Annotated in this window: 31 protein-coding genes; 1 reads left to right on the top strand and 30 read right to left on the bottom strand. The window is 45.5% G+C overall.

Annotation, left to right across the window (positions count from 1 at the left end; translation table 11 throughout):
• Nucleotides 1-6 precede the first annotated feature (6 nt).
• The 10 genes from KFE98_05905 to KFE98_05860 all read right to left on the bottom strand — a co-directional run bounded on the left by KFE98_05905 (nucleotide 7) and on the right by KFE98_05860 (nucleotide 7,520).
• Nucleotides 7-384, bottom strand: a complete 378-nt coding sequence (locus tag KFE98_05905; protein UTW63679.1) for a 3-hydroxyacyl-ACP dehydratase — start codon at nucleotides 382-384, stop codon at nucleotides 7-9.
• Nucleotides 381-1,055: a hypothetical protein gene (locus tag KFE98_05900; protein ID UTW63678.1), complete on the bottom strand. Its 675-nt coding sequence runs from the start codon at nucleotides 1,053-1,055 to the stop codon at nucleotides 381-383. The genes KFE98_05905 and KFE98_05900 overlap by 4 nt, the downstream gene beginning before the upstream one ends.
• Nucleotides 1,021-1,647 carry an outer membrane lipoprotein carrier protein LolA gene (locus KFE98_05895; protein UTW63677.1) on the bottom strand — a complete coding sequence of 209 codons (627 nt, stop codon included), beginning with the start codon at nucleotides 1,645-1,647 and terminating at the stop codon, nucleotides 1,021-1,023. Before KFE98_05895 ends, KFE98_05900 begins: the two co-directional genes overlap by 35 nt.
• Nucleotides 1,640-2,413: a polysaccharide deacetylase family protein gene (locus KFE98_05890; protein UTW63676.1), complete on the bottom strand. Its 774-nt coding sequence runs from the start codon at nucleotides 2,411-2,413 to the stop codon at nucleotides 1,640-1,642. Before KFE98_05890 ends, KFE98_05895 begins: the two co-directional genes overlap by 8 nt.
• On the bottom strand, nucleotides 2,410-3,465 hold the full coding sequence (locus KFE98_05885; GenBank protein UTW63675.1) for a beta-ketoacyl synthase chain length factor: 1,056 nt from the start codon (nucleotides 3,463-3,465) through the stop codon (nucleotides 2,410-2,412). Before KFE98_05885 ends, KFE98_05890 begins: the two co-directional genes overlap by 4 nt.
• Nucleotides 3,466-3,483: 18 nt before the next feature.
• Nucleotides 3,484-4,662, bottom strand: coding sequence for a beta-ketoacyl-[acyl-carrier-protein] synthase family protein (locus KFE98_05880; protein UTW63674.1), 1,179 nt, complete (start codon nucleotides 4,660-4,662; stop codon nucleotides 3,484-3,486).
• 3 nt (nucleotides 4,663-4,665) lie between these two features.
• Nucleotides 4,666-4,923 (bottom strand): acyl carrier protein, encoded by a 258-nt coding sequence (locus tag KFE98_05875; protein ID UTW63673.1) that lies wholly within the window; start codon nucleotides 4,921-4,923, stop codon nucleotides 4,666-4,668.
• Nucleotides 4,916-5,479 (bottom strand): 3-oxoacyl-ACP synthase, encoded by a 564-nt coding sequence (locus KFE98_05870; protein ID UTW63672.1) that lies wholly within the window; start codon nucleotides 5,477-5,479, stop codon nucleotides 4,916-4,918. The genes KFE98_05875 and KFE98_05870 overlap by 8 nt, the downstream gene beginning before the upstream one ends.
• Before the next feature lie 61 nt (nucleotides 5,480-5,540).
• Nucleotides 5,541-6,674 carry a beta-ketoacyl synthase gene (locus KFE98_05865; protein ID UTW63671.1) on the bottom strand — a complete coding sequence of 378 codons (1,134 nt, stop codon included), beginning with the start codon at nucleotides 6,672-6,674 and terminating at the stop codon, nucleotides 5,541-5,543.
• Nucleotides 6,675-6,788: 114 nt separating this feature from the next.
• Nucleotides 6,789-7,520, bottom strand: coding sequence for a DUF4197 domain-containing protein (locus tag KFE98_05860; GenBank protein ID UTW63670.1), 732 nt, complete (start codon nucleotides 7,518-7,520; stop codon nucleotides 6,789-6,791).
• Between the two features lie 82 nt (nucleotides 7,521-7,602).
• On the opposite strand from KFE98_05860, the gene KFE98_05855 reads away from it, so the two are divergent.
• Nucleotides 7,603-7,965 (top strand): hypothetical protein, encoded by a 363-nt coding sequence (locus KFE98_05855; protein UTW63669.1) that lies wholly within the window; start codon nucleotides 7,603-7,605, stop codon nucleotides 7,963-7,965.
• Here KFE98_05855 and KFE98_05850 read toward each other — a convergent pair.
• The 20 genes from KFE98_05850 to KFE98_05755 form a co-directional block, all read right to left on the bottom strand.
• Nucleotides 7,962-9,167, bottom strand: coding sequence for a hypothetical protein (locus KFE98_05850; GenBank protein ID UTW63668.1), 1,206 nt, complete (start codon nucleotides 9,165-9,167; stop codon nucleotides 7,962-7,964). The two genes, KFE98_05855 and KFE98_05850, sit on opposite strands and share 4 nt — an antisense overlap.
• A gap of 50 nt (nucleotides 9,168-9,217) precedes the next feature.
• Nucleotides 9,218-10,495 carry a sigma-70 family RNA polymerase sigma factor gene (locus KFE98_05845; protein ID UTW63667.1) on the bottom strand — a complete coding sequence of 426 codons (1,278 nt, stop codon included), beginning with the start codon at nucleotides 10,493-10,495 and terminating at the stop codon, nucleotides 9,218-9,220.
• 5 nt (nucleotides 10,496-10,500) lie between these two features.
• On the bottom strand, nucleotides 10,501-10,839 hold the full coding sequence (locus KFE98_05840; protein ID UTW63666.1) for a hypothetical protein: 339 nt from the start codon (nucleotides 10,837-10,839) through the stop codon (nucleotides 10,501-10,503).
• Nucleotides 10,840-10,914: 75 nt separating this feature from the next.
• A complete protein-coding gene (locus KFE98_05835; GenBank protein UTW63665.1) occupies nucleotides 10,915-11,316 on the bottom strand; it encodes a hypothetical protein in 402 nt (133 codons plus the stop codon).
• Nucleotide 11,317: 1 nt separating this feature from the next.
• Nucleotides 11,318-11,800, bottom strand: coding sequence for an SRPBCC domain-containing protein (locus KFE98_05830; GenBank protein UTW64649.1), 483 nt, complete (start codon nucleotides 11,798-11,800; stop codon nucleotides 11,318-11,320).
• Nucleotides 11,801-11,996: 196 nt separating this feature from the next.
• Nucleotides 11,997-12,779 carry an RNA polymerase sigma factor gene (locus KFE98_05825; GenBank protein UTW63664.1) on the bottom strand — a complete coding sequence of 261 codons (783 nt, stop codon included), beginning with the start codon at nucleotides 12,777-12,779 and terminating at the stop codon, nucleotides 11,997-11,999.
• Between the two features lie 47 nt (nucleotides 12,780-12,826).
• Nucleotides 12,827-13,249, bottom strand: coding sequence for an acyl-CoA thioesterase (locus tag KFE98_05820; GenBank protein ID UTW63663.1), 423 nt, complete (start codon nucleotides 13,247-13,249; stop codon nucleotides 12,827-12,829).
• Complete coding sequence (locus KFE98_05815; protein UTW63662.1) at nucleotides 13,242-14,525, bottom strand: ABC transporter permease; 1,284 nt, start codon at nucleotides 14,523-14,525, stop codon at nucleotides 13,242-13,244. The genes KFE98_05820 and KFE98_05815 overlap by 8 nt, the downstream gene beginning before the upstream one ends.
• Nucleotides 14,522-15,280, bottom strand: a complete 759-nt coding sequence (locus KFE98_05810) for an ABC transporter ATP-binding protein (protein UTW63661.1) — start codon at nucleotides 15,278-15,280, stop codon at nucleotides 14,522-14,524. The genes KFE98_05815 and KFE98_05810 overlap by 4 nt, the downstream gene beginning before the upstream one ends.
• Nucleotides 15,280-16,278 carry a BtrH N-terminal domain-containing protein gene (locus KFE98_05805; GenBank protein UTW63660.1) on the bottom strand — a complete coding sequence of 333 codons (999 nt, stop codon included), beginning with the start codon at nucleotides 16,276-16,278 and terminating at the stop codon, nucleotides 15,280-15,282. Before KFE98_05805 ends, KFE98_05810 begins: the two co-directional genes overlap by 1 nt.
• Before the next feature lie 6 nt (nucleotides 16,279-16,284).
• Nucleotides 16,285-16,686, bottom strand: a complete 402-nt coding sequence (locus tag KFE98_05800) for a hypothetical protein (protein UTW63659.1) — start codon at nucleotides 16,684-16,686, stop codon at nucleotides 16,285-16,287.
• Between the two features lie 50 nt (nucleotides 16,687-16,736).
• On the bottom strand, nucleotides 16,737-17,210 hold the full coding sequence (locus KFE98_05795; GenBank protein ID UTW63658.1) for a hypothetical protein: 474 nt from the start codon (nucleotides 17,208-17,210) through the stop codon (nucleotides 16,737-16,739).
• Complete coding sequence (locus KFE98_05790) at nucleotides 17,207-17,665, bottom strand: hypothetical protein (protein UTW63657.1); 459 nt, start codon at nucleotides 17,663-17,665, stop codon at nucleotides 17,207-17,209. Before KFE98_05790 ends, KFE98_05795 begins: the two co-directional genes overlap by 4 nt.
• Nucleotide 17,666: 1 nt before the next feature.
• Nucleotides 17,667-18,803, bottom strand: coding sequence for a beta-ketoacyl-ACP synthase III (locus tag KFE98_05785; protein UTW63656.1), 1,137 nt, complete (start codon nucleotides 18,801-18,803; stop codon nucleotides 17,667-17,669).
• Between the two features lie 21 nt (nucleotides 18,804-18,824).
• The gene (locus KFE98_05780) at nucleotides 18,825-19,745 is read right to left on the bottom strand and encodes a dialkylresorcinol condensing enzyme DarA (GenBank protein ID UTW63655.1); all 921 of its coding nucleotides are present in this window, start codon (nucleotides 19,743-19,745) and stop codon (nucleotides 18,825-18,827) included.
• A 35-nt stretch (nucleotides 19,746-19,780) separates the two neighbouring features.
• On the bottom strand, nucleotides 19,781-20,647 hold the full coding sequence (locus KFE98_05775; protein UTW63654.1) for a lipid A biosynthesis acyltransferase: 867 nt from the start codon (nucleotides 20,645-20,647) through the stop codon (nucleotides 19,781-19,783).
• A 9-nt stretch (nucleotides 20,648-20,656) separates the two neighbouring features.
• Nucleotides 20,657-20,911 (bottom strand): acyl carrier protein, encoded by a 255-nt coding sequence (locus KFE98_05770; protein UTW63653.1) that lies wholly within the window; start codon nucleotides 20,909-20,911, stop codon nucleotides 20,657-20,659.
• 12 nt (nucleotides 20,912-20,923) lie between these two features.
• A complete protein-coding gene (locus KFE98_05765) occupies nucleotides 20,924-22,150 on the bottom strand; it encodes a beta-ketoacyl-[acyl-carrier-protein] synthase family protein (GenBank protein ID UTW63652.1) in 1,227 nt (408 codons plus the stop codon).
• Nucleotides 22,150-22,881 (bottom strand): 3-oxoacyl-ACP reductase FabG, encoded by a 732-nt coding sequence (gene fabG / locus KFE98_05760; GenBank protein ID UTW63651.1) that lies wholly within the window; start codon nucleotides 22,879-22,881, stop codon nucleotides 22,150-22,152. The genes KFE98_05765 and fabG overlap by 1 nt, the downstream gene beginning before the upstream one ends.
• Nucleotides 22,878-24,407 carry an aromatic amino acid lyase gene (locus KFE98_05755; protein UTW63650.1) on the bottom strand — a complete coding sequence of 510 codons (1,530 nt, stop codon included), beginning with the start codon at nucleotides 24,405-24,407 and terminating at the stop codon, nucleotides 22,878-22,880. The genes fabG and KFE98_05755 overlap by 4 nt, the downstream gene beginning before the upstream one ends.
• Nucleotides 24,408-24,464: the final 57 nt, after the last annotated feature.

Raw genomic sequence — 24,464 nt, 5'->3', positions numbered from 1 at the left:
TTGGATTTAATTTACTGGACGAAAAGATCCACTGAATTTAAGGGCTACCGTTTCCCCAAATCGAGCCGAGCAACGAATGCTGTAGAAGTCCTCTTTTTCCAAGATTTGCACATCGAGTTGCAATACAGGATCTGTTTCAGGATTGATAATCGCCATAAACTTGACGTTGTTGGCCGAAAACAAAAAGAGTTTTTGATTGAGGTCTTCCTCTGCCAATTCTCGAATGATCTGAATCATGCATACTCCCGGGGTGATAGGGTTACCCGGAAAATGACCTTTGAATATTTCGTGTTCAGGATTGATACGGATGGTCCAACTGCGCTTGTCTCCGTCAGCCTCACCTTTGTTCACCACCGAGTAGAAATCCCCAAGTACTTCCGTCATAACTTTCGTTTTAAGGTGATGGTAGTTTGAGCCAAATAGTCCTTCAACACCATATGGTCGGGAATGTAAATAGTGGGAACGCCCGATGGGGCATTTCCTTTCGATTCCTTTTCCAGAGGACGAAAATTCGATGCCTGTACTTCTACCCTTACCTTGTTCCTTCTAACCAGCTGGATTTTTTCATAGGTACCCGTCCGATTAGAATCGGGGTAAAAGTAAATCTTTTCCTTCTCCCAATGAATCCGTTCATGTAAGGGTTTTTGTTCATAAACCCAGGTCTCGCAGTCATAAGGGATGTACATCAAAAGGGTTCGAAACTCTTTTTCCAAAATGCCTTTTAGAATGGCTTTATCCATGTCTGGATAGATGTAGTTCCATTGAACGCCTTCCCGGGTCAGGAGGAGATCAAATAGCTTGTAGCCCATGTCTGTGGTCATGGCTATTTTAACCTGGTTTGAATCAATGGATTTAAAGTAAAATACGCCGGTAAAGTGAGATTCCTTGCGGTCAAAACTGGCGTCGAAGCGATAAAGACCGGGCTGATCCACCCAATCGGCAGCACTTCTCCCTTCTTGCCGCCCATAGTCGTCAGCATACTTGGGCAGCGGTTGGTATCGGCATCCTGTCAGGAGTGCGCTAAGGAGCAAACATCCGATCAGGTACTTCAACATTCAGCTTTTTGTTTTCGAATTTAATCAGGGAAAAATCTTCGGAAGCTTCGATCATTTTGAGCTGAACAACGCTCATATTTTCTTTGTCAAACCACACAACGATTTCGCTTATCACATTGCTTAGGGCCTTTACCTGTGGGATCAAATGAAGCTTGTAACCCTCACTACTTTCAAAGAGGTTGCTTTCAAAATCCGGGTGATTTATGATATCACCGTTGATACTCCCAAGCATGATCTTGTTGATCTCCCGAAAGGTTTTGTTCTTGGAGGCATCAATTGTAGTTTCCTTACCATTCATCACGGTTGTGATGGTTTTGTCATTGATCAAAATGAAATAGGCATTGGGTTCTTTGTATTCCCAACGAACCTGATTGGCTTTCTTAAAATAGAACACTCCGGTGCTGGTTACTGTTTCTTCCAGGAAGCTCAAATGCTTTTCTTGAACGAAATCAGCCATAAGAGTTTTAAGACCATTGGTGCTTTGTTGAACCTTGTTCTTAAATTCAGCTTTGTCGCTTACCGCTGTCCAGGTGTTTTGGGCATGGGCCGTTGAGCCAATGACCAACATCATAATCAGGAGCCACTTATTCATAGGCTTTCTCATTTATCAACTCGTCCAAAGGAACGATTTTGAATTCAGTCTGACGGACTTCTACCAAAAACTTCTCCAAAATTTCTGTGGACCATTCCAAGTGGTCGTGAAACAGCAGTATATCACCGGATTCCAGCTTTCGGGTAACCTTGCGAACCACCTTGTCAGTCTCCTTATTTACGGTGTCAAAGGATCGAATACTCCATCCAATACTCAACACGCCTGCTCGTTTGATTCCACCGGCCACGCGAGGATTGGTAATGCCATAGGGAGGGCGGAAAAAGCGAGGTTTTAAACCAATGAGTTTTTGGGTCAGGTCGGAGGTTTTTTGAATTTCGGCCGCAAATTTTTTGATGGGGGTCAGGTCAATAAACTTGCTGTGCGAGTAGGTGTGATTTCCAATGAGGTGACCTTCCTGATGAAGTCGCTGTACCAAATCTGGATGGGATTCCATTTTATGGCCAATGCAGAAAAAGGTGGCTTGGATGTTTTCCCGTTTGAGAATGTCCAGCAGTTTTGGGGTAAATTCTGGGTGAGGACCATCGTCGAAAGTGATGGAGATTTGTCCTTTTGCTTCTGGGTTTTTGCAGATGGTTTCGGTAAACATGTTGGCTCGAATGCTTACCACACCCCAAAACACAACTGCCGCAAAAAAAACGATTAGGATCAAAGGAAAAAGAAGGGACCAACCTAAGGCGTACCAACCATACACAAAAACGGCAAGGGCAACCAGAAACGCTAACCTAAATCGGTTGTAGCGATTCATTTTTCCAATAAAATTAAGGAGTGATCGCGGTGGTCGTATTGGTTATAAATCAGGATTCGGTTCCAATCGGTTGTTGTGTTTTTTCGAGTGAATACAACTTCCGGAACTTCTTGATCCTGTAGAATGGATGCGCCCAACCAAAGGGCGAAAGCACTAGCTGTGTGGTATTCTCCAACGAGGTGTTTAAATGCACCGATGGATGGAGTAGAGGCAGAAGCTTCTACGGCTTCGTACCAGCGATTTTCTTCGGGATTTCCGTTTTTTCCAAGCAACACCAAGTCGATGTCGTTAAGGGAAGCCCCGGATTCTTGCAAGGTAGAATTGATCCAATCCAACACCTGCTGTTCGTTTGTCGGTTTGTACAGCGTTTTTACTGCCGAGATTCGCCCAAAGTTGTGTTCACTGGGCTGATGAGAAAGAACGAATGCGGTGGCACCTTCTCCATAAACAGATCCTTTTTGTTCGCTTTTCAGCAGATCCAGAGTCGGTTCAGCATCTTTTACGTTGAGCCCTATTCGCTGGAAAACTTCCAGGGTATGAGTCGTCATTTCATCTACGCCAAGGGCCAGTACTTGTTGTGCCCAGCCCTCTTCCAGAGCTAAAGCCGCATCAACCAAAGTGTTTTCGAAGGAAAATCCCCGGTGGCAATAGGTAAAGTTGTAGGCCCGGCACTTGAGCATAAGTGCTACCTGCCCGGCAACCGTGTTATGGGTAGATTGAATGAAAGAGGTAGGTGTCAAAAACTGCTCATCATGATCGATAATCGCGGTGAGAAATTTTTCACTATCCTGCTGGCAGCCCAATCCAGTTCCTGCGATAATGGCATCTGGCATGTCGGTGCCGGCTTGACTCAAGGCTTGCTTAGAGGCCACAACACCCATTTTGATCGCCGTACCCATTCGACGAATCATAGCAGGATTGATGTATTCTTTGTAGTTGGGTTTTACGATGTTTCTGCGCACATCCGTTTCGCCCAGGGGTTCAGCAAATAAGGGTTTCTCAGAAGTATTCTGAGGAGCTACACAACCGATGCCATTTAGATACATTTCCATTTTACACCGCTGAGAATATCAGAGAGGTACAATTCCCCCAAAACCAAATGAATTACTGAGTACGTGCTGAATGTTTTCTCCTTCCCGACCTTCGGTTTCCGGCACCAGGTTTAAGCCTTCAATCGGATGCTGGAAATTCAGATTCGGATAGATACAACCCTTATCAATGGCCATAACGGAGTAAACAGCTTCCAGTCCTCCGGCCGCCGCAAGCGTATGTCCGGTAAACGCCTTCACCGAAGAGAAGGGAGGTGTGTTTCCCTCGTAAATTCGGTTGATAGCCGTTCCTTCTGACTGATCGTTATTCTCGGTCCCCGTTCCATGCACGTTAATGTAGCTGATGGCTGAAGGTTCCAGTCCACTCACTTGAAAAGCCTGGCTCATGGCCAGGAACGCACCCTCTCCTTCCGGAGAAGACGCCGTTTGGTGGTGAGCATCATTGGCATTTCCGTAGCCCGATACTTCTGCCAGGGCCTTTTTACCCGATTTACGAACCAGTTCTTCTGATTCCAAAACCAGGAATCCGGCTCCTTCTCCCAGGTTTAACCCTCTTCGGGTTTGGTCAAAGGGACGACTGTGCTCGGCATCCAAAATCATGAGGGTATTAAACCCATTCAAGGTGAATTTGGTCAGGCAATCCGTTCCACCAACAACCACACGGTCTAATTGACCGCTCTTGATCAATCGGGCGCCCATCATTACTGCATTGGCAGCAGATGAACAGGCTGTGGAAATAGTGGCGAGGTAATCTTTTATTCCAAAATAGTCTGCCAGGCACTCGGTGCTATCACCACAATCGTGGGTGATGATGAATTCCAGGTGCTCGTCGTTGGTTAGGTAGTCGTAGTAGTAGTTTTCGGTTTTTCCCATTCCACCTACGCTGGTGGAGGAGATTAATCCAGTTGGGGCGTCGGAACAGTCTTCGATTCCAGCTTGAGCCAAGGCCTCTTTAGCGGCCAACATGCCCAAAAGGGAAGTTCGGGTAAAGATTCCTTCCGGATTTCCCAGCTTCGCGAGGATCTCTTCATCAGAAAGTTTTACTTCACCCACCATCAGGTGACTGTTTTTGGTCGAAATACGCTGAACCGGAGCAATACCATGTTTGCCCGTCAGCAGCGACGTCCGATTCTCTTCAGCCGTCAACCCAATGGCTGAAACTGCGCCAATACCTGTTACGAATACCCGGGGTAAAGCCAACGATTAGGCGTTTTGGTGGTTCTGAATAAATTCGGCGATAGACCGTACAGAAAGGAAAATCTTTTGACCTTCTTTCGGGTCTTGGATTTTAATGCCATAGAATTTCTCCATCAGCACGATTAGTTCCAATGCGTCGATTGAATCCAATCCCAATCCATCTCCAAACAGAGGAGCATCCGCATCAATATCATCTGGGGTCATGTCTTCGAGGTTCAATTGCTCGATGATTTGCTCCTTCAGTTTTACAATCAATTCATCCATTATTTCTGGTTTTCAAATTCGATATGTTTTCTTCGCTCAATGGGCCCCATTCTCCACCTTCTTGCTCGGCGAGATAGAGTTCCGCTTCATAAGATTCTCCATCCACATCCACCCAGCCGAATAGTACGGCATCGGCCTTGTTGGAGGCCAATAATCCCTGAGCCAGATCAACGAAAAATCCGGGCTCAAATTTATCAAAAATGAAGAAAGCATTCTCTCCACGAAAGGTGTGGCGAATGGCGATTTCTCCAAGCACGATATTGGGCAATGTGTATACGAAGACAGCCGGACTCGGAAAATAGTTTTCACGATTTTTGATCGATTCGTGATGCTTCCGGTCTGTGTCCAGACTGGCTGCCCGGTTACCCAGGAGAACGGCTACTCGTTCGGGTCCGTATTTTTCGGAGAGGTTTTTGCCTTCCAAAACCAATTCAGCGGCCATAAAACCAAGCTTGCTGAGCCGGTCCATTTTAAAAAACTTTCCATAACCCACTTCCCGCGAACGGTACCAGGCTTTGACCCAGTTGTCGAAGGAATTTACCGATTCATAAGCCATTTGATTGTTGCACCAGGCTTGAGCCCGATTCAGTATGGCATAGGAAGATATGTGAGCGTCTTTACTGATTTTTTTCGAAGATTAGTGCGTTATTTCCACCTCCGAATCCGGAGCCGGTTTTAAGTATGGTTTTGAGCATTCTCTTCCGAGTATACTCAATGATTTCAATTTTTCGGCTTACTCCATGGTAATCGTAGCCAAGCGATTCGATTACGAGATTTTCCTTCAGGCAGGAAACAGCTAATATACTTTCCAAAATTCCTGCTGCACCTAAAGTGTGTCCAACGTAGGCTTTGAAGCTATTTACAAAGGCTTCATTGAGCCCTCGGCGATCAAAGGCGATCGATTCCATTTCGTCGTTGTAGGCTGTTGCCGTTCCATGGGCCGAGATATATCTAATGTCACTGGCCTCTTTGTTGGCTTCCTTCATAGCGTTGCCAATGGCCAGATAAAGCCCTTCTCCTGTTCGGGAGGGACCTGAAATGTGATTGGCATCATTGCTCGTTGCCGCTCCTATCAAACTGATTTCAGATGGAGTGGAAGAAAGTACCATGCAAGCTGCTGCTTCTCCCAGGTTAATTCCATCACGATTGTCATCAAAGGGTTTGCATCGACTTTCGCTCAGGGCATGAAAGGAACGGAATCCGGAAACCACAAATTCTGTGATTACATCGCCTCCGCAAACTACCACATTTTTGTAGCGACCAGCATCCAAAAAGGTTTTGGCCAACTGCAGTGCATTTCCACCAGAAATACAGGCATTGGATACCACAATGGGAGTGTTGGCGCATCTAAAAGTCTTGCCCAGCGTTTCGGCTACCGAAGAGAGGTAGGATCTTTCTTTTGCAAATCCACCCAATTGCACAGGTCGTGTGTCAGCAAGTAGGTCAATATTACCCTTCGTTGTGGAGAGTATAAGCAGAGAATCTTTGTTTCGAAGATCCGCTTCCGGAAATTTCTTGAGAGCGTCCAGGATGGTTTGCATCATCATGCTTTCCAATCGGGTGATCCCATCTACCTTCATGGGTTCGATTAACTCATCCTGAATTTTGGATACGAAAAATGGAATCGGAGAAAGTTCCGGATCTTCATTGTAGACCACTGCGGAATTTCCCTGAACAAGCGCATCGAAGGTGGTGGCGCTTCCCAACCCAAAAGGGCTCAAAATGCTATGACTGGCTACGTAAACCGACATGGGGGTAAAACGGGGGCAAAGGTAGGGTTTCGGAACGAGATTGAGAAGGCGAATGAAGGGCTAAAACAAACGTGATTTTTAACCCGGATTTTGCCTAATTAAGTTCCTAATAGCCTATTTAAAGACTTTCTTCAGAATGTCGGTTACCCGAGCGGCAGGGTCTTTACGGATTTTTTGTTCTTCCTGAGCAACCAGCACAAAGAGTCCGTCTATGGCTTTTTTCGTTACGTAGTCTTCCAGATCAGGATTCACTTTTTTAACGAAGGGCACTTTGTTGTAAGTGCTCGCCAGGGGATTCCAATATTTGGTAACCTGGACCTTTTGGGTAGCTGCCACCACGATGGGTTTAAACTTGTCGTAGAGTTGATCGTAGGTGGTCTTTTTTAAATATTGACTGGCTGCGTCGTCGTTGCCATTGAGAATAGTAAATCCGTCTTCGATGGACATTTGTTTGATAGCCGCTATAAAGATTTCAGTGGCATCTTTAGAAGCTTCTTCAGCCGCACGGTTCAGGGTTTCTTCAAATTCATCTACCTGGCTCTGCATACCCATTTTGAGCAGGTACTTTTTCATTTCTTCAGCTTCCGGAGGAAACGGAATTCGGATTTCAAGATTCTTGTTGAAGCCATCCACTACGGAAGCAGACTTTACTGCGTTTTCAATACCCACATTCAGGGCTTCCTTCAGTCCAGCGATCACTTCGTCGTTAGACAGGCCGGTGCCTTTCCCGCCGGTAGTTGTACTTAAGGTTTCTTCTGCTTCTTTACGGAGTTTGCCGAGGTCAATCTGGCTGTAGGATGGATAGGCAAATAGAAAAGCGAGGCTAAGTGTGAGTAGGATGCGCATTTGATTTCGTTTATGACCAAAGTACAAGTTTTATGCCTTGAGCATCTTTTGCACGCCAATTGGGATTATTTACCTTAGTGGAATGAGCAAGAAAACGACTATTCCAGAGGATAAATTAAAAGCTTATGACGAACTGATCGCTTCATTTCCGGATATCGAAAGGAAGGGAGCAACTATGCCCTATACTTCACTAAACGGGCACATGTTTTCCTTTTTGGATAAAGAGGGAACCATGAGTATTCGCTTGTCGAAGGATGTTCTGGCCGATTTTCTGCAAAAACACAATACCGAACTTTCGGTCCAGCATGGCCGAATCATGAAGGAGTATGCTGTGGTGCCGGATGGATTGTTGCAAAATCAGGAAGAGATGAAAGCGGTGATTCAATCGAGTTACGATTACATCGCTACCTTAAAACCTAAGCCTACCAAAAAGAAGAAGGCTTAGTCTTGTACGTAAATCTGAAAATCGTACCAGGGAATCCCAAGAAGGCCATCTTTCATTTCAAGAATCATTTCATCCCCGATTTGAACTTCTTCATAGGTGCTTCTTGATACGGTTACATCGTCTCCGTCCGGAAAGGGTCCTGTGGGTGCAAAGGTAACATGGTAGCTCGTGTGTTTACTGCCGGAGGTATGGAGGTCAATCACTTCGGTTGCATAGGTGGCTCCCTGTGCGTGGGAATCATAATAGCAATTGATGGAAACAATGATTGCAAAGGCGAAGGCATGACCATAGACCAAAGAGCCTACGTAGGCCATTAAATCGGTGAGGTCTTTAATGTTTATCGAGCGGGTTGACCATAACATGAAAACGGCTAAAGCAATACCCAGGGCAATAAGCGAAGGCCAAAGGGGACTGTAGTCGTAGATTTCAAAATCCATTAAACATCTTACAAACAGCACTACGCCTGGTACCAGGGCGCCTGCATAAACGGAAGGATAAGCGCTGTTGTCATATTGGTTCACCCGAATCAATCCTTTGAAATTGATGACCACACCATAGCAGGTTAGCGTGAGTAGTATACCGAGCCAAATTACCAGATCATAGGGCTTGGAGTAAAACAAGGCCCAGGCACCATATCCCCAACCGGCATAGTTGAGGTATTTCGCCCATTTTTTAGCCTGCAGGAGCTGAATGTTGCGTTCTGCCTCCGTGTCTCCGAATTCAGGATTGGATAGAATGTCTTCCTGCTCTTCTTCAAACTCCAGCTCGTCCAAATTGGCAATATCATTGCGGGCAAACCAGGTGTGAAGCATATAAGAAGGTTGTAAATAGGTGGGCACCGCAATATTCTTTAAACCCTTTTGATTGGCTCTGATTCGAACATATTTTTCTTCTTCGGAATAGCCTTCAATTTGATCCAGAGTTAGCTTTTTGGTCCTAAAAACACCAACATAGATTGCTCCCTGGCTGCTCAGTTCAAGGCGGCATTTGAACGCGTCGATCAATCCAAGGAAAATGATGGCGTTTCCCGCTGCAATCAGGAGGAGAAATAAAATAAGTTTCCAGCCTTGCTGATCAGAATTCAAAAGTTGAGGAATGCCCCAAATATCAGCAACCAGTGCCGCGATGCTCAATACCGCCAAAAAGCCCTTAATGAACGTGGAATAAGTAAGTACGATTGGAGTGTTGCCGTCTGGTTTCAAGAAGTTTACCGGTTCAGATTTCGATCACAATAATACGGGCAACTCGAATACTAATTACAGATGGCAGCGATTTTATCTCTTAAGAATCGCTTTTCCGGGGCTGATTGGGTCAGTTTCGCAGCAGCTTCTAAAAACTGAACGGCTTCTGCTTTTCGCCCCAAGCGGTCCAGTATTTCACCGAGTGCGGCATGATAGAGGTAATAGTTCTGCATTTTTTGGTGATCCTGGATCTGGTTCATGGCGTCCCAGGCTGCCTGAGGACCCTTTAATTCCAAAAGGACCAAACAGCGGTTGAGATAAACGACAGGATCGAAGGCCAAGGAGAGCCAATGGTCATAATATCGAAGGATGGCTTCCCAATTCGTTTCTTGATAAGACTTGGCTGTGGAGTGCTCATAAGCGATGGCTGCTTCAAGGTGATAAGGGCTTACCGTATCTCCAAAAGCCGCCTGGTTGAGCAGGTCGTTGCCCTTGTAGATTAATTCCGCATTCCAGGTGCTTCGGTCCTGTTGATTGAGCAGAATCAATTCTCCTTCCCGAGTCAAGCGACCTTCAATTCGGGCGGCATGAAAACACATGAGGGCCATAAGGGCATAAGCCTGTGGAAGCTGAGTTTTGGGATTGTCCAGCAAAGATTTGCAAAGCAACATGGCCTGCGAAATAACATCTTCCCTTATGAGCTGGTCATTATGGGTAGCGCTATAACCTTCGTTAAAAACCAGGTAGATAGCACTCAATACAGCATCCGTTCGATTGGCAATTTCATCGGGTCCGGGAATTTGAAGCTTAACCTTGTTTTTTCTGAAGTACTCCTTGGTTCGGTAAAGCCTTTTGGAAATGGTGTCTTCACCGGTTAAAAAGGCCTTGGCTACTTCGCGGGTACTGAACCCGCAGAGGGATTTCAGGATGAAGGTAATTTGGTTCTCTTTGCTGAGCTCAGGATGACAACAGGCGAACATCATTCCCAGGAAATCATCCTGAATTTCGGTCTCTTCCCAAAATTGATCCATCGTACGAGAGAGGGTGTATTCGGAAGTAAGCAGTTGATGTTCCGGCGCCGAAAAATCAAACGTTTCGCTGAATTTGTTTCGCCTTACAATATCGATGGCTTTGTTTTTTGCGGTTCGATAAAGCCAGGCTCTGGGATTATCCGGAACTCCTTTAATTTTCCAGGTTTCCAAGGCGCTTACCAAGGCATCCTGAACCACATCTTCCACCATTTGCAGGTGTTCGGTGCCAAATACATTAACCAAAACGGCCACCATCCTTCCCGATTCTTGCCGGAAAAGATGGTTTAGCGTTTGGTGTATGTTACTTCCTTCGTTCAAACGATTTACATGGCGCGGATTTCCCGTACCTCGATGGAGCAGTCGTGCTCAAATCCTGGGCATCCTTTGGCCATTTCAGTAGCTTCATCCAGGGTTTCTGCTTTTACGATCAAGTAACCTCCTACGAGTTCCTTTCCTTCGGCAAGGGGTCTGTCGATAACCTGAGTTCCTTTTTCAACCAGTGATTTTCCTTCACCTTGAAGAGGTTGACCACCCACAAATTTTCCTTGTTCGGCCATGCCGCCCATCCATTTTTGCCAGTGCATCATGTGTTCTTGCATCTGCTCAGGTGAGTGGTTCGACATGTCTTCTCCGCCGCGAATAATAAATAAGTACTCTTTCATGATTTCTTTTTTTTGAGTGTTTCTGATCCTAAGACGAATGGCTTTATTGGATTTGGACACTCCTTTGAAAAAAAATTACAAGGCCTTCATTCGGTTGTTGCGTTTGTTGTGTTCCACTTCGGCCAATCCAAGTTCTTCCATCAAAGGAGGAATGTACATCGCAAAGCGTCCGCGAAAGTTTTTCTTAAGGCCATACCAACCACCAACAGGATTGTCTGCCGAGCGTGCCCAGTGTTCTACCGTATCGGGCTTGGTATCTTGTTTTTCATCCTTGCTCCCTAAAAGTATCCAGTCACCGTGATCGGTTAGCATTTTGTGTAGATCTTCCAGGCAGCGGTAGCGGTAGTGAAGAACTGTCTTACCAACCGTACAGACGATAATTTCCTCGCCATCTTTTTCATCTACATACATTTCGTAGGTAGAGCTTTGGGGTGGTGTTTTTAAAATCCAGGGATTGTCTTTTCCTCGCTTTTCCATATCAGTTTTTGAGATTAGCTATTGTTTCTGCTTCGTTTTTCAGGTCCCGTGCGTATTGTTCGAAGTTCTCTTCAAATGGGGGAAGATATCCTTTGTACATAGGAAACATCAGTCCGCCAATTTTTTCACGCATGCTAAAGGTAACACTTCCATCTTCGTTCGGGGTCAGGGTAAATACGCGTTCTCCCTGGCTGTCTCCCCAAACCATACGATGAGGAGCTTCCATCAATCGAATTTTAATTTTAAAAGTCCGCTTGTCATCCAGTACTGATTTTAGGTGAATTTTCTGGCCCACCTCAATGCTTCCTTCCAGGGAAGTAATGGTAGAATTCCAGCGCGGAAAGTCCGAGGCGTTTGTTAGAAGTGCCCAAATCGTGGAGGCGTCTGCATGGATTCGAATGCTCACGGAAGTTTCTTGGCTAAAAGCCTTTTTAGTCGTTACGGCCTTTCCATTTTGCGCCGCAGAAGTTGCCAATGTAGTCATCATCAAAAGGGTTAAGAATAGTTTCATTTTATAAGTGATTTTACCCTTTGACGGCTGGTGAAAAGAAAACGATAGGATTTGGAGGGAAAAAATTGAAAATTTTTTCAGAACGAGTGTGAGGGCTGAGATGTGAGGAAATTTTTAAGTCCCAAATAAAAATTGATCCGATCACCTTCGGATTGATCATTTAAGATTGTTATCCTTCCATTACTCCGCGATTATGCTCCAAATGATGCAATTGCAGTTCGGCTGCACCCGATTCAAACGGATCCAGCTCTTGTACAATTTGCATGCGCAGATCAAAAAGGTGCTCTTTGTCTTTTTTGGCGGCTTGCTTAACCAGGTCCAGTTTGTTTTTGGCTTCGGCCTGATCTTGTTTGGGATTGAAAATTCCGTTGAGCTCAGTGCACTGATGACAAACACCTTCTTTATTGATCAAGGAGCAGCGGTGATCGAAAATCTCAATCATCTTGCTTCGCCCCACATGGAGATGGTATTTGACCATAGCTTCGTTAAGCTCGGTAATCGCACTGATTTCTTTGATTTTGAATCCATGAACTTCCTTGAGCAACAGAATGAGATGCTGTTCGAGCGGAAGCGATTTGGAGACGCAGGTAAAGCAAAAGGAGATATGCTCTTTAATCTCAAAATTCCCTTGGGGCGATGTCTGCCGGATTTGCATCGCCTCACCAAAGAATTGGGGGTTGCTCAGAGCGGCTTCCTTGCAGATATCAGTAACGTTTTCCGGCCATCTTTTCTTGGACCTGAGTAAATCCCGGGCCAGGTTCGATGCAATGGCAAATACCCAGGTTTTGATACTGGAATCCCCTTTAAAACCATCGATTTTATCATGGGCCTTGAGGTAGGCGTCTTGAACAATGTCCTCCGTGTCCTCCACACTGGCGGTCATTCTTAAAATGTAAGCTTTGAGGGCTCCTCGAAAGGATTCGAATTCGTTGGCGAGAACTTCTGCAGTCATGGGAAAGGTAATCTTTCCCGGAAAAATAAGGATTTATCCTTGGAATCTTAGAGCAGGCCTACCTTCCTTTTCCAAGCGAGAAAAAATTCAGGAGGAACGTAACACAATTCGTGTGCGAAGGTGGTAAACACCTGAATGGTTTTTCCGGTAGCCACGAGCTCGTTGTCCGAAAGGCGATAAAGTTTGTACTCGAAAATCAATTTGGCAGCGGGAGAATCTACGAAGGTGGTCACCACTCTCAGTTGATCTCCGTAGGCAACCACTCGTTTATAATCGATATCCACTTTGACCAGAGGGATGGCGTGCTCGTTATCCTTAAAGTCTAAGTAGGTGAGGCCGTGTTTGGCGCCGAAATCTTCGCGGCCATCTTCCAGGTATTTTACAAAATGTCCGTGCCAGACAATGCCAAGCGAATCCACTTCATTAAAACGAACGGTAACTTCCTTTTCTGTGGTTAATCTTTTATCCAATCGATTGCTTTTTTCTCCAGATTGAGAGGCCAAATGTACATCCAAAAAACAGGATTAAAAAGAAGGCGTTCCAGAGTAGGTCCATTCCTGCTTTACCCCGAATGATGATGGAGTAGTAGCCGCTAAGGGCCCAGTTTAAAGGTGATATGTGACTGGCTGTTTGCAAGGCAGATGGCATGGCGAATTCAGGAACCCAAACGCCACCTAAAGCAGCTAAGATGATCACGCCAACGGAACCAAAAGAGGCAGCTTGATCCCGGGTTCGGGCAAACTCGCCCAGCAACAGGGCCAACCCCGAAGAGGCCAGTGATACGGTGATGCTAAACAAAAACAAAATCAACATCGAGCCATTCATCTCCAGCTTAGGGAGACCAATCCAGGGAATGACGAAGAAGCCAATCAGTAAAATGAGGAGGGTTTGTGTTAAGCTGATAGCTATGTAGGTGATGGACTTACCCAAATACAGCAAGGATGCAGGAGCAGGTAAGGACAACAATCGACTATTGACGCCGCTGTTACGTTCTTCCACAATGCGCTGCGAGAAGGATACCACGATAAAGAATATGGCAAAAACAGTCCAGGCGGGAATATTGTGTTGGGTAGAGCTGGGTAGCGACTGGAGCCCTCCTTTGTAGACATACTCATCCTCCATTTGAATCAATGGGGGAAGTTCCTTGCTCTTTCCTGATGGGTTATAGGGGAAGTGAGCAGATAAACGTGATTGGAAAACCTGAAAACTAATCTTGGTCTCCACTTCATTGATATAACCTCTTAAGCCATTCTCAATACCTGATTTAAAGTTGGCTTGAGTTAAGGGGTCAAAGAGAATGCGGATGCTTACGGCCGGAGGAACTGCTTTCTTGATCTTGCCGCTATCTCCAATGCCAAATTGGGTCAGCAAGCTATCTACGCGTCCTTTTACCTGGTGCTTAAAGTGTTTTTCAAATCCAGCTGGAATCAAAATGCCAACCTGGTACTTTCCTTCCGCAATTTGATTGCGAGCAGAGTTGACTAAATCATCTCCTTCGGGTTCCACCAGGCTATAGTGGCCCGATGCATTCAGACGATCTTTAATTTTTTCGCTCAATTTGGATTGGTCCTCATCCATCCAAAGTACTTCCACACCTTCGGTAGAAATGGCTCTAAAGGTAGCATCCTGAATGTAGGTCATTACCACAACCAGCAGAACCGGCATGATGAAAAGCAGAGCCAGCCCGGCTTTGTCCCGAAAGAGGAGCAGCAGTTCTTTTTGTATTTCAGCCGCGATAATTCTCATGACTGATCGCGGTATTCGGTTCCAGTAAGGGCCAAAAAGGCTTCTTCCAAAGTGGACGCGTTACCCGTTTGTTCTTTGATTTGGGCCCAGCTTCCTTGAAGTTTAACCTTTCCCTGGTCCATGATTAGGAGCTCTTCGCAGAGTCCTTCCACTTCACTGAGCAGATGGCTGGTGTAAATGATGGTCGTTCCCTTTTCTTGGTTTAGTTTTTTCAAGAAGGTCAAAATCGCATTGCGGCTTTGCACATCAATTCCCTCAGTAGGTTCGTCCAGAAAAAGGATTTCGGGTTCGTTCATCAATCCGGCAATCAGGTTTAGCCGACGCTTCATGCCACCACTAAACTTTTGAACGGGTTTATTCCTAACCTCGTAAAGCCCAAATTGCTTGAGGAAATAGTCGCTCCGGGTTTGAATTTCCGAAGAGCTTAGTTTCATTAACCGGCCAAAGTACTTGAGGTTTTCTAATGGAGTCAGGCTTTGATACAAGGCTATTTCTTGCGGGACGATACCAATTTTTCGATGCAGCTCGTGAATCTGTCGAGGTAACGAAAACCCGCCAACGGTCACCTCTCCACTACCTGGAGCCAAGGTTCCGCTCAATATGGAAATGAGGGTGGTTTTTCCAGCTCCATTGGGCCCCAATAAACCAAACAGACTGCCCTGTGGAATGGAAAAACTAATCTTATCTAAGGCCACAAAGCCTTCTTTGCCAAAGGTCTTTCTAAGGTTCTGAATCGCTATGGCAGCTGTTGCCATTAGACCAATTTGAGGAGTCGGGTAAATATTTTTTCTTCCCGGGCAGCAATTTCCACCAGAAGATCAGCAGCTGAGTCGTAGCCTTTTGGATCTTTGCTTCGGTCTTTGTAAATCCGTGAAGCGGCCAAGGCAAACTCACGCCATAGGTCGCCTACCTGAGTCATTTGAGTAGATAGCTCATTGAGCTCATCAATCTGAAGAATCTTGGCGGCCTCTTGTAGGAATGCCGCGTACAGGAATCGAAATCCAGCTCCACCGGTTCCAATTTCTTCTTGCATTCTAACCACAGCGGCGAGGTACAAAGCGGCTTTTTTATCCCCGTGTTTCTTCTGCCATTTACGAATGTCTTTGGCCAGAAAGCGGATTCCTTTTACCCCGAAGAAGGGGATTGGAATTTTGGTCATATCCTTGGCCGTCCTTTTAATCCCTTTTCTCACAGCCGTCTTCAGGTCAAAAGAATCGGGAACGTTAACCGGGTGGTACATCTGACCTTTGGGAGAAAAGATTCCTTTGGCAAAACGAACCCGTTTCATTTCTGCTCGGGTTAGCCGGGTAGTGGTTTCCATTACTGGATCACTAATCAGGTATTCGTCCCCTTCTTTGCCATAAACCACGAGGTTGTGGGCGTTGAAGTGAAATCGATAGGGATCAGGAAAGTAGGTCAAATGAAAAACACCAACCTGCAATCCAACAGGCAAGCCTTGCTCGAGGGATTTATCCAGATCGCGCATGGCCTTTTCAGCACTACGGTATTTTTTGCGGAATATTTGAATGCCCAGGTTTTTGGCAGCTCGTTTAAAAACCAAACCCGGCATGGTTCTGAATGCCGATCCAGGCGCATGATTCACCTTGATAAAGGGGAGGTAAGAAAAGAATAGTCCTGCTCCTATCCCAAATACCAAAGGCTCATTAACATCAATGCCGTAATACTTCAACAGATTGGCAGACACACCATTTTCACAATGGGCAGATTGCCTGTGCTCAAAGTCTAATTTCATAGAAAATTACTCGGGTAGTTTTTTTAGTTCCTCAGGATCGATGCGTAGAATTTCAGCATACCGGGCAACAGTCTCTTCGTCGAGCGCATCAAAATACTTGGGTCGCATGTGTCTTTTGACGGTGCGTTTTGTTAGCTCCATGTAGTCCGCCATAAGGGAAACGTCCATGTAGCGTCGCTCCATTTGGTAGGCGAGTAGGCTTTGTTTTCCAGCCCGTACTTTTTCGAGGACCTTTTCGGCACGTTCGTTAAAGTAGTCGAGGGAATGCTGAAGGGCGGCATTTTTAGGATCCCAGCCAGTACTTAAACCTGTGGTGTAATTGCCATTCTCATCCACGGCGTAGCAGAGATCCCGTGTTTTGCCTTCCAGCAATTTTGCATCATCCTGTGGAATGTTCTCTTTTTTCATAGGGCGACTTCAAAAATAAGAATCTTCCCTGTAATCTGAATTGGCTCGGCTTAAGGGTAGGTGAGAAACACCTTAATTTCTCCTTCGGCACAGAGTCGATCGCCTTGTCGAATCTTTCCTTTAACAAACAAGATGTCGGTCTCGCCGCTTCGTAGGGTATTGATAATGGTGGTGTGGGTTTCAATGGATTCATTGACCGATGGAAGTTCATGAAACTCCACTTTTTTAATGGCTCCTAAATAACCCAGAGGCGGTTGATAGTCAACCAATTTTCCTTGGTTTTGAATGAAATAGGAATAGCCTGCACTCAAAGCGGCCGTTTGAGCCATGTTCTCCAGAAGTCCAGGCTCTGTGAGCTGGCCTTGACAAACCATTACGTTGTCTTCTTTTACTTCAAGTGTGGTGATGGCTTCTTCGGCTTCCATCAAGGTCAGGGAAGAAATCTGTAAAAATGGAGGTTGATGAGGTAGTAGGTCTACCACCTTGCCCCCATAGTAGTCTTCTTTGACGAATGAAGCGTTCAATTCGAGTCTCCTCCGGCAATAACGGTTTTCATTTCGATCTCGGCCAGAAGTTCATCTCCAGAGTACATTTTACCAGTGGCCAGCGTTACGCCAAACATCTCCTGAATGACTTCGATATCGGTGCGAATTTCTTCTCCCGAGGATGGCAGGCGGTGAATGTTGAGTTTTTTGAAACTTCCAATATATCCTGTAGGTGCAGGCTCGTTCATTAAGAAGTATTGATAACCTACCCGAAGCGCCATGGTTTGCGCAAAGTTTTCAATGATGCCAGGTTCCAGAAACTTTCCGTTGGAACAGAAAAGATTTTGGTCTGCAATGGTTAGACCCGATGAGGTTTTGTTTTCTTCCCAGTGCAGCAATCGATCCATCATAACGATGGGTGGACGTTGAGGGATAAACTTAAGTAGAGCTTCTTCGCCGATCTCCGGGCCTTGAAATTGCAACTCGCTGCTCATCTTAGCAAACGGTTAGCAAAGAGTAAGCATACAAGAATCGAGCACTTTCGGGTACGCAAAGGAAAATGCGATCTCCTTTTTTCAAATCTCCTGACTGAATTAATTCATCCAACATTAGGTAGATTGAAGCGGCACCGACATTTCCAACCCGAGTCAGGTTTGTAAACCATTTTTCAGCTGGAATTTCTACCCCGTGAGCAGCCAATTCAGCATTGAGCTTATCTCGGAAGAATTCAGATGAAATGTGAGGAAGGAAGTAGTCAATGTCATCAGGCTTGAGGTTGTGCTTTTGCAAGGTCTCAAAAAAGAAACGCCCGCCAATTTGCATGATGTTTCCGCCTAATAATCTTACGTCTTGTTTAAAAGCAAAGGTGGATTCATCCAGCCATTCCTGCTCCCGCATTTCTGACCATCCGGTTAACGATCCATCCTCGTTTTTACGAGCACCGGCATACATACAGCTTTCCATCTCATTGGCGTAGGAGCAGATGTCGATCCACTCCACTTTGAGGGGAAGATCTCCTTTGGGCTCCGATTCCAGTAGAGCAGCTCCCGCTCCGTCGGAAAGCATCCAGCGCAAAAATTCTTTATCAAAAGCCAGCATTGGGTTTTGGGATAACCCAGCCAGGTTTTCAGCTTCTTTTTCGTAGTTCTTGGCCATCAGCCAGGTAGAACATCTTTCTGATCCCGTTGAAACAGCATGTTGCTTGTCCCCTGTACGAATGGCCATCCAAGCGCTTTTCATGGCTTGCATTCCCGTTACACAGGCACCCATAAATGAATTGACTTCAATAGGGCGGGATTTGATCTCTCCCTGTACCATGGCAGCATGGGAAGGAAGTAGTTGATCTGGAGTAGAGGTTCCACAGGCTAGAAAATCCATATCGTCCATGGGAAATCCCTGGTCAGCTAAACCTTTCACAGCTTCTGCAGCGAGCTGAGCGTTGGTGTGGGTTATGTTCCGGTCGTTGTCAAGGGCGTAGTAACGAGTTTGAATCTTGTTACTCCGTTGCACAATGGCTCTCGATTTGGCCGGTTGCTCATAAACCTGTCCCAGTTTTGCTTCAACCTCGTCATTATTTACCGGTTCGTTGGGTAAAAACCGGGATATTTTATTGATGTAAACACTTTCTGACATGTACGGCTATCTCCTTAAACTTCACTGCATCTTGACCCCTGAAAAATACTTAATTTTCCTTCTGACAGCGTCTTTTCCAAATATCCGGCCAAAAGTAGAAAAAATTGAAATTAGGGGTGAGATAAACAGGATTACGAAATAAAGGTAAAATTCAAAGATTTTGAGGAGGATTGCTCTCAACACGGAACTTTGTTTTCCAGCTCCCTGAATGAGCTTGGCCCAAATACCAAAAACCCGCTTGGCTTTGCTTTCCATGGACAGGATATTGGGCTTTACCAGAACAGCTCCACGCTCTACAAGCTCCCTTTGCAAAGGCTCATAGTTTCCTTGTTGAAGTGCCTTGTGAATTGGGTCTCCAAATGATGAGGCATTCTCAATATCTTCTTCCTGAACGCCGGGTTTGGGAAAAACGCCCAGCAATTTGTCTGTCTTTCCGTGAAAAAGCCAGTAAACAATGGTTACCACACTCACCAAATTGGGAGAGTGATCCACCAAAGCAATGTTGCCTACCAACTGGGCTTGAAGTCCATGTAGTTTTTTCTTGACCGATTCCTGCGCCATGATCCACATGTTTCTACCTCCGCTCACCGTAACTACTGGTTTGTCTTTCAGCAATCCGGCTACCTCTGGCATTCCTAGCAAAGAATTGAGTGGAATAGAAGGGGATAGAAACCATACCTGATAGCCCAAAATGATAAGATCATAATCCTGATCTTTGGGTAAGACAAGAGGTTTCATCGGCACTGGGTTTTCCAAAACACAATCGGGCATAGCTCCAAAAAAGGCTTTGGCGTTCCAGGGGAAAGGAAAAGCTTGTTCGGGTTCATACCGGCAGTAATCTACGCGCACCTCGGAGTCTTCCTGAAGCGTATCCATCACTCGATCCAGAATTCGCTTGAGCTGTCCGGTTTGAGAGTAATACAGTACGAGGACTTTTTTCATGATCGTAGCAAGCCGGTTTTGGGTAAATCTATTTTTTAGGCCTCCCAAAATTTGTAATAGTTGAACCATTGAAGCGGGTATTTGTTCAATTTCTCTTCAATGGATTTGCAAAATTCAGCCACAATTTCCTCGGGTTTTAATCCGATTCCAGATGCCAATCGGGCTGAAAAGTAGTAGTGTGAAGAAGAATCCTTCATGGCATAAACGAAGATTACCGGAACCTTCAGTTTACTTGCCAGGTCGAATACTCCTGCCGGAAAACGAGCGGATTCACCTAAAATCGTTCCCGTGTAGGTTTTGCCTCCCATAAATCGATCGCCGGTAAAACAAACGAGTTCATTGTTTCTAACCGCTTTGCTGATCTCAATCATATGACTGAGGCTCCCGGGAACAATGTAGATGGGATTAATTTTTTGATCGGACATCACAGACTCCATGTATTCCTGGGTCTGACTTTTTTCCATGTTGGTGGTAACCAGGTTGAGTTTGCAATCCAGGCGGCTCATAAAATGACCGGCAATCTCAAAGTTGCCGATGTGAGCACTAATTAGGATTCCGCCCTTTTCTTCCTTAAGGGTTTTTTCCAGCAAATCTTCCCCGTCAAAGTCGTAGGTCAAGCCTTTTTCAAATCCACCTAAAACAGCAACTTTATCCAAAATGGTTTGCCCAAAAACGTAGTAATTGCGGTATATAGAAATCCAGCTCTTAAGCTTACCAAAGCCTAAGCGGTTGTGGAAATAATAATACTGTGCGGAAAATGCTTCGGGAGAAAACAGGAAATAATAGGCCGCAACAAAGTAGAGTACAAAATAGGCAGATTGAACGCCCCAGTTTCTGAGGACGAAGGCAAATATTTTATAGCCTAAGAGATTCCCTCGGGATTGTCCCGTCCATTCAGCCATGTAGCGATTTTATACAGCAGCCTCTTCTACTTTCTTTTCGATGTAGTTGTAGAAGTCTTCTAAAGTCTTAATGTGAACAAAATCCTCGCCTTTTACCTTGAATCCAAAGTACTGCTCGATTACCACTACGAGGTCAACGTAATCCAGGCTATCCAGGTCTAATGTTTCTTTCAGGTTGGCGTCTGGAGCAATATCATCTTCTTCCACCTCGAACTCCTCGACCATGAACTCATTCACTTTTTCAATAATCTCTTCTCGATCCATGATTTGATCCTGTTATTTTTCAAATTTCCTGATGACCAGGGAAGAATTGGTTCCCCCGAATCCAAAAGAATTTGACAAAAATACGTCAATATTATGTTTCTGAGTATCCCGAGCAATATTCAGGTCGGCGGAATGCTCATCCGGTTCTTCTAAATTGATATTCGGTGCCACAAACCCATTTTGCATCATCAACATGCTGTAGACAACTTCACTGGCACCGGCCATCCAACACTCATGTCCGGTCATGGATTTTGTGGAGCTTACAGGTGGTTTGGACCTTCCAAATACCTGGTGAATGGCCCGGGCTTCGTTAGCATCTCCTACCGGAGTAGAAGTAGCGTGGGCATTGATGTAATCGATGTCGTGTTCGCTCATTTTGGCCTGATCAAGAGCCATGTTCAAAGACCTTACCGGACCATCAACATTGGGATTGGAGATATGATCTCCGTTGGATGAAAATCCGTAACCCATCACTTCGCCCAGAATATTCGCTCCCCGGGCTAAAGCGCTTTCCAAGTCTTCTAAAATGACGGTTGCCGCACCACCGCTTGGAACTAATCCATCGCGATTTTTGTCGAAAGGGCGAGAGGCTGCTGAAGGTTCCTCTTCTTTGGTGGAGAAAGTTCCAAGTCCATCGAAACTGGCCATGGCGTAGGCGTTGATTTCCTGTGCGCCGCCGCAAATAACCATCTTCTCAAAGCCTTGCTTAATCATCATGTAGCCCAGCCCAATAGAATGGGAGCCACTGGCACAAGCAGCACTAATGGTAAAATTGATTCCCTTTAACCGGAAAATGGTTGCCAGGTTCATTGTAACGGTTGAATTCATGGATTGAAATATCATGCCCGATCCAACCAAAGTAGTGTCTTTTTTAGCCCTTACAATGTCGGTAGACTCTACCACCGCTCGGGCAGAACTGTCATTGCCGAAAAGGATTCCTACAATGTTGTTGTCCAGGTAATCCTGATCCACACCCGCTTGATTCAAAGCAGCTATTGTAGACATGTAGGCGTATTCTACCTCTTCTGCCATGCCTACGCGTTGACGACGTTTAAGCATGCCTTTGAGGTTAGGAGTAGGAACCATGCCCGTTAAAGCCGAGCGAAAGCCCATTTCCTTTCTTTGCGGGTCAAACTGGATGCCCGAACGACCGGTTCTGAGCGATTCGGTAACCTCCTCGAGGGTGGTTCCGAGGCAAGAATAGGCGCCCATTCCGGTTATGACAACTCGTTTTTCCATTACGAATACATTCCACCATTAACATTGATGACTTCTCCTGTGATGTAGGATGCACCTGGAGAGGCCAGAAATCCAACTACTTCTGCCACCTCTTCGGACGTTCCGAAACGGTTAGCAGGAATTAGTCCTTTCAATTCTTTTTCGTTTAAGTCACCGGTCATGTCGGTTTTGATAAAACCTGGGGCAACAGCATTTACCGTGATTTTACGCTTGGCTACTTCCTGTGCCAAAGCTTTGGTAGCGCCAATAACGGCGCCTTTAGCTGAAGAGTAATTGACCTGTCCGGGTGTACCTTTCAATCCAGACAGAGATACCAGGTTAATTATTCTACCGTATTTATTTCTCAAAAACCGCTCCAAAAGGGTTCGGGTTACGTTGTAGAAACCGTGAAGGCTGATGTCAAGCACATCATTCCATTCTTCGTCGCTCATCCATACCATGAGCACGTCTTTCGTGATGCCCGCATTGTTCACGAGGACTTCTATCACCGCATCCGGGTTGTTTTCGAGCCAGGTGTTGAGGGTGCTTTCTACTTGTTCTTTATTGGAAACGTCAAACTGCAGAGCCTCACCATCGGTGCCTGCTTCACTAACCAAACGAATGGTTTCATCGGCGGCAGCAGAGTTGGAGTTGTAATTCACCAAAATGGAATAACCCATGGATGCCAACTTAAGGCATACAGCACGCCCAATTCCTCGGGAGCCTCCTGTAACTAAAGCGTATTTTTTCATATTTCTTTTTGCATCAGGTATTCTTTCACTGCTCTTACCTGATCGTATTTGGGATGATCGTCCGAAAAATTAGGGAATAGGGCTCGAATTTCTTCGTACACATTTTGTGAGGTACTGGAAAGACGGGTTTTGCAATCCAGTATTTCAACGGCCTGTAGCAACGACATAAAGTGAATCGACATCACCTCAAAGGCATTTTCGATCACCTTGCTCGTTATCAAAGCAGCGTTGGTGCCCATACTTACGATATCCTGGTTGTCATTATTATTGGATATGCTATGCACATACATAGGGTTAGAGAGCATTTGGCTCTCGGCGGTAGTTGATACGGCTGTGAATTGAACGCCTTGCATTCCGAAGTTGAATCCCAATTTACCCAAGTTAACAAACGGGGGTAGGATATCGTTCAGTCGAGCGTTCAAAATAAAGTTCAATTGTCGCTCAGCAAGCATGGTTAGCTTGGTTACGGCAATCTTTAATTTATCCATTTCCAGAGAAACATAGTCACCGTGGAAATTTCCACCGTGAAATACATTCTGTTTTTCTACATCAATGATTGGGTTGTCGTTGCCGGAGTTTACTTCTTCGATCAGTACTTTTTTGCTGAAGGAGATGGTATCCAACACGGGGCCTAAAATTTGAGGGACACAGCGTAGGGAGTAGTATTCCTGAACTTTTTCTTCAAACACCTCTTCCTCATGATCGCCAGAGTATAAGTGCTCCTTGCGGCTTTTCACCATTTGACTATCGGCGAGGTAATTGCTCATCAAGTCGGCTACCCGTCGCTGACCTTTGTGGTGCTTGGCTCGGTTCAATTCTTTGGAATAGTGATCATCATAAGTTCCTACCAATTCATTGATCAGGCAGGAAGCTTCAACACCTAAGCGAAGAATTTTTCGAGCCATCAGTACATTGATGATTCCGATTCCGGTCATGCAAGAAGTTCCGTTCATAATGGCCAGCCCTTCTCTTCTTCGAACCTTAAGTGGAGCGATATTCAATTCTTCAAACACCTCCGCAGTCGGACGACGCTTGCCTTCGTAGAATACTTCACCTTCTCCGATCATGACCAATGCCAGGTGGGCCAATTGAACCAAATCACCTGAAGCGCCAACTCCCCCATGTTCAAAAATCAATGGAATAACATCCCGATTGATCAGTTCGCACAAGACTTCCAGGGCAGAAACGTGTACGCCTGAATATCCCTGAGCCAGAGTATTCAGTCGAGCCACCATCGTTGCCTTGGCGTAAGAGGGCTTTAAAGGTTGTCCTACTCCTGAAGCGTGACTTCGGATAAGGTTGTATTGAAGGGTGATTCGATCTTCGTCATTGATTCGATATTGAGCCATGGGCCCAAAGCCAGTATTTATACCATAGATCACCTTATCGTCCGAAAAAGAATCCAGAAAGTCAAAACTCTTTTGAACTTTCAAACGTCCTTCTTCTGAGATGCCCACTTTCTCATCGTGAAAAAGAATGCGATTAAAGTCATGCATGGTTAGTGGTCTTCCTCCAATTTCAATCATATGCTCGTGCCAAATAAGTTGATTAGAATCATAGAAAAAGCTAAAATATCCAATACA

It is taken from the genome of bacterium SCSIO 12741 (genome assembly GCA_024398055.1).
Classification (GTDB): domain Bacteria; phylum Bacteroidota; class Bacteroidia; order Flavobacteriales_G; family Salibacteraceae; genus SCSIO-12741.
This window is presented reverse-complemented; position numbering and strand designations above follow the sequence as displayed.

Bases quoted from the DNA above. Each gene is read 5' to 3' on its own strand.
- KFE98_05825 (UTW63664.1), bottom strand. From the start codon at position 12,779: ATGACTGCAGAAGTTCTCGCCAACGAATTCGAATCCTTTCGAGGAGCC.
- KFE98_05780 (UTW63655.1), bottom strand. From the start codon at position 19,745: ATGAAAAAAGTCCTCGTACTGTATTACTCTCAAACCGGACAGCTCAAG.
- KFE98_05790 (UTW63657.1), bottom strand. From the start codon at position 17,665: ATGAGCAGCGAGTTGCAATTTCAAGGCCCGGAGATCGGCGAAGAAGCT.
- KFE98_05755 (UTW63650.1), bottom strand. From the start codon at position 24,407: ATGATTGAAATTGGAGGAAGACCACTAACCATGCATGACTTTAATCGC.
- KFE98_05890 (UTW63676.1), bottom strand. From the start codon at position 2,413: ATGAATCGCTACAACCGATTTAGGTTAGCGTTTCTGGTTGCCCTTGCC.
- fabG (UTW63651.1), bottom strand. From the start codon at position 22,881: ATGAAAAAATACGCTTTAGTTACAGGAGGCTCCCGAGGAATTGGGCGT.
- KFE98_05895 (UTW63677.1), bottom strand. From the start codon at position 1,647: ATGAATAAGTGGCTCCTGATTATGATGTTGGTCATTGGCTCAACGGCC.
- KFE98_05810 (UTW63661.1), bottom strand. From the start codon at position 15,280: ATGGCAACAGCTGCCATAGCGATTCAGAACCTTAGAAAGACCTTTGGC.
- KFE98_05840 (UTW63666.1), bottom strand. From the start codon at position 10,839: ATGAAAGAGTACTTATTTATTATTCGCGGCGGAGAAGACATGTCGAAC.
- KFE98_05860 (UTW63670.1), bottom strand. From the start codon at position 7,520: ATGCGCATCCTACTCACACTTAGCCTCGCTTTTCTATTTGCCTATCCA.
- KFE98_05785 (UTW63656.1), bottom strand. From the start codon at position 18,803: ATGTCAGAAAGTGTTTACATCAATAAAATATCCCGGTTTTTACCCAAC.
- KFE98_05770 (UTW63653.1), bottom strand. From the start codon at position 20,911: ATGGATCGAGAAGAGATTATTGAAAAAGTGAATGAGTTCATGGTCGAG.
- KFE98_05905 (UTW63679.1), bottom strand. From the start codon at position 384: ATGACGGAAGTACTTGGGGATTTCTACTCGGTGGTGAACAAAGGTGAG.
- KFE98_05870 (UTW63672.1), bottom strand. From the start codon at position 5,479: ATGGCTTATGAATCGGTAAATTCCTTCGACAACTGGGTCAAAGCCTGG.
- KFE98_05830 (UTW64649.1), bottom strand. From the start codon at position 11,800: ATGACTACATTGGCAACTTCTGCGGCGCAAAATGGAAAGGCCGTAACG.
- KFE98_05765 (UTW63652.1), bottom strand. From the start codon at position 22,150: ATGGAAAAACGAGTTGTCATAACCGGAATGGGCGCCTATTCTTGCCTC.
- KFE98_05855 (UTW63669.1), top strand. From the start codon at position 7,603: ATGAGCAAGAAAACGACTATTCCAGAGGATAAATTAAAAGCTTATGAC.
- KFE98_05815 (UTW63662.1), bottom strand. From the start codon at position 14,525: ATGAGAATTATCGCGGCTGAAATACAAAAAGAACTGCTGCTCCTCTTT.
- KFE98_05805 (UTW63660.1), bottom strand. From the start codon at position 16,278: ATGAAATTAGACTTTGAGCACAGGCAATCTGCCCATTGTGAAAATGGT.
- KFE98_05800 (UTW63659.1), bottom strand. From the start codon at position 16,686: ATGAAAAAAGAGAACATTCCACAGGATGATGCAAAATTGCTGGAAGGC.
- KFE98_05875 (UTW63673.1), bottom strand. From the start codon at position 4,923: ATGGATGAATTGATTGTAAAACTGAAGGAGCAAATCATCGAGCAATTG.
- KFE98_05865 (UTW63671.1), bottom strand. From the start codon at position 6,674: ATGTCGGTTTACGTAGCCAGTCATAGCATTTTGAGCCCTTTTGGGTTG.
- KFE98_05835 (UTW63665.1), bottom strand. From the start codon at position 11,316: ATGGAAAAGCGAGGAAAAGACAATCCCTGGATTTTAAAAACACCACCC.
- KFE98_05900 (UTW63678.1), bottom strand. From the start codon at position 1,055: ATGTTGAAGTACCTGATCGGATGTTTGCTCCTTAGCGCACTCCTGACA.
- KFE98_05885 (UTW63675.1), bottom strand. From the start codon at position 3,465: ATGGAAATGTATCTAAATGGCATCGGTTGTGTAGCTCCTCAGAATACT.
- KFE98_05775 (UTW63654.1), bottom strand. From the start codon at position 20,647: ATGGCTGAATGGACGGGACAATCCCGAGGGAATCTCTTAGGCTATAAA.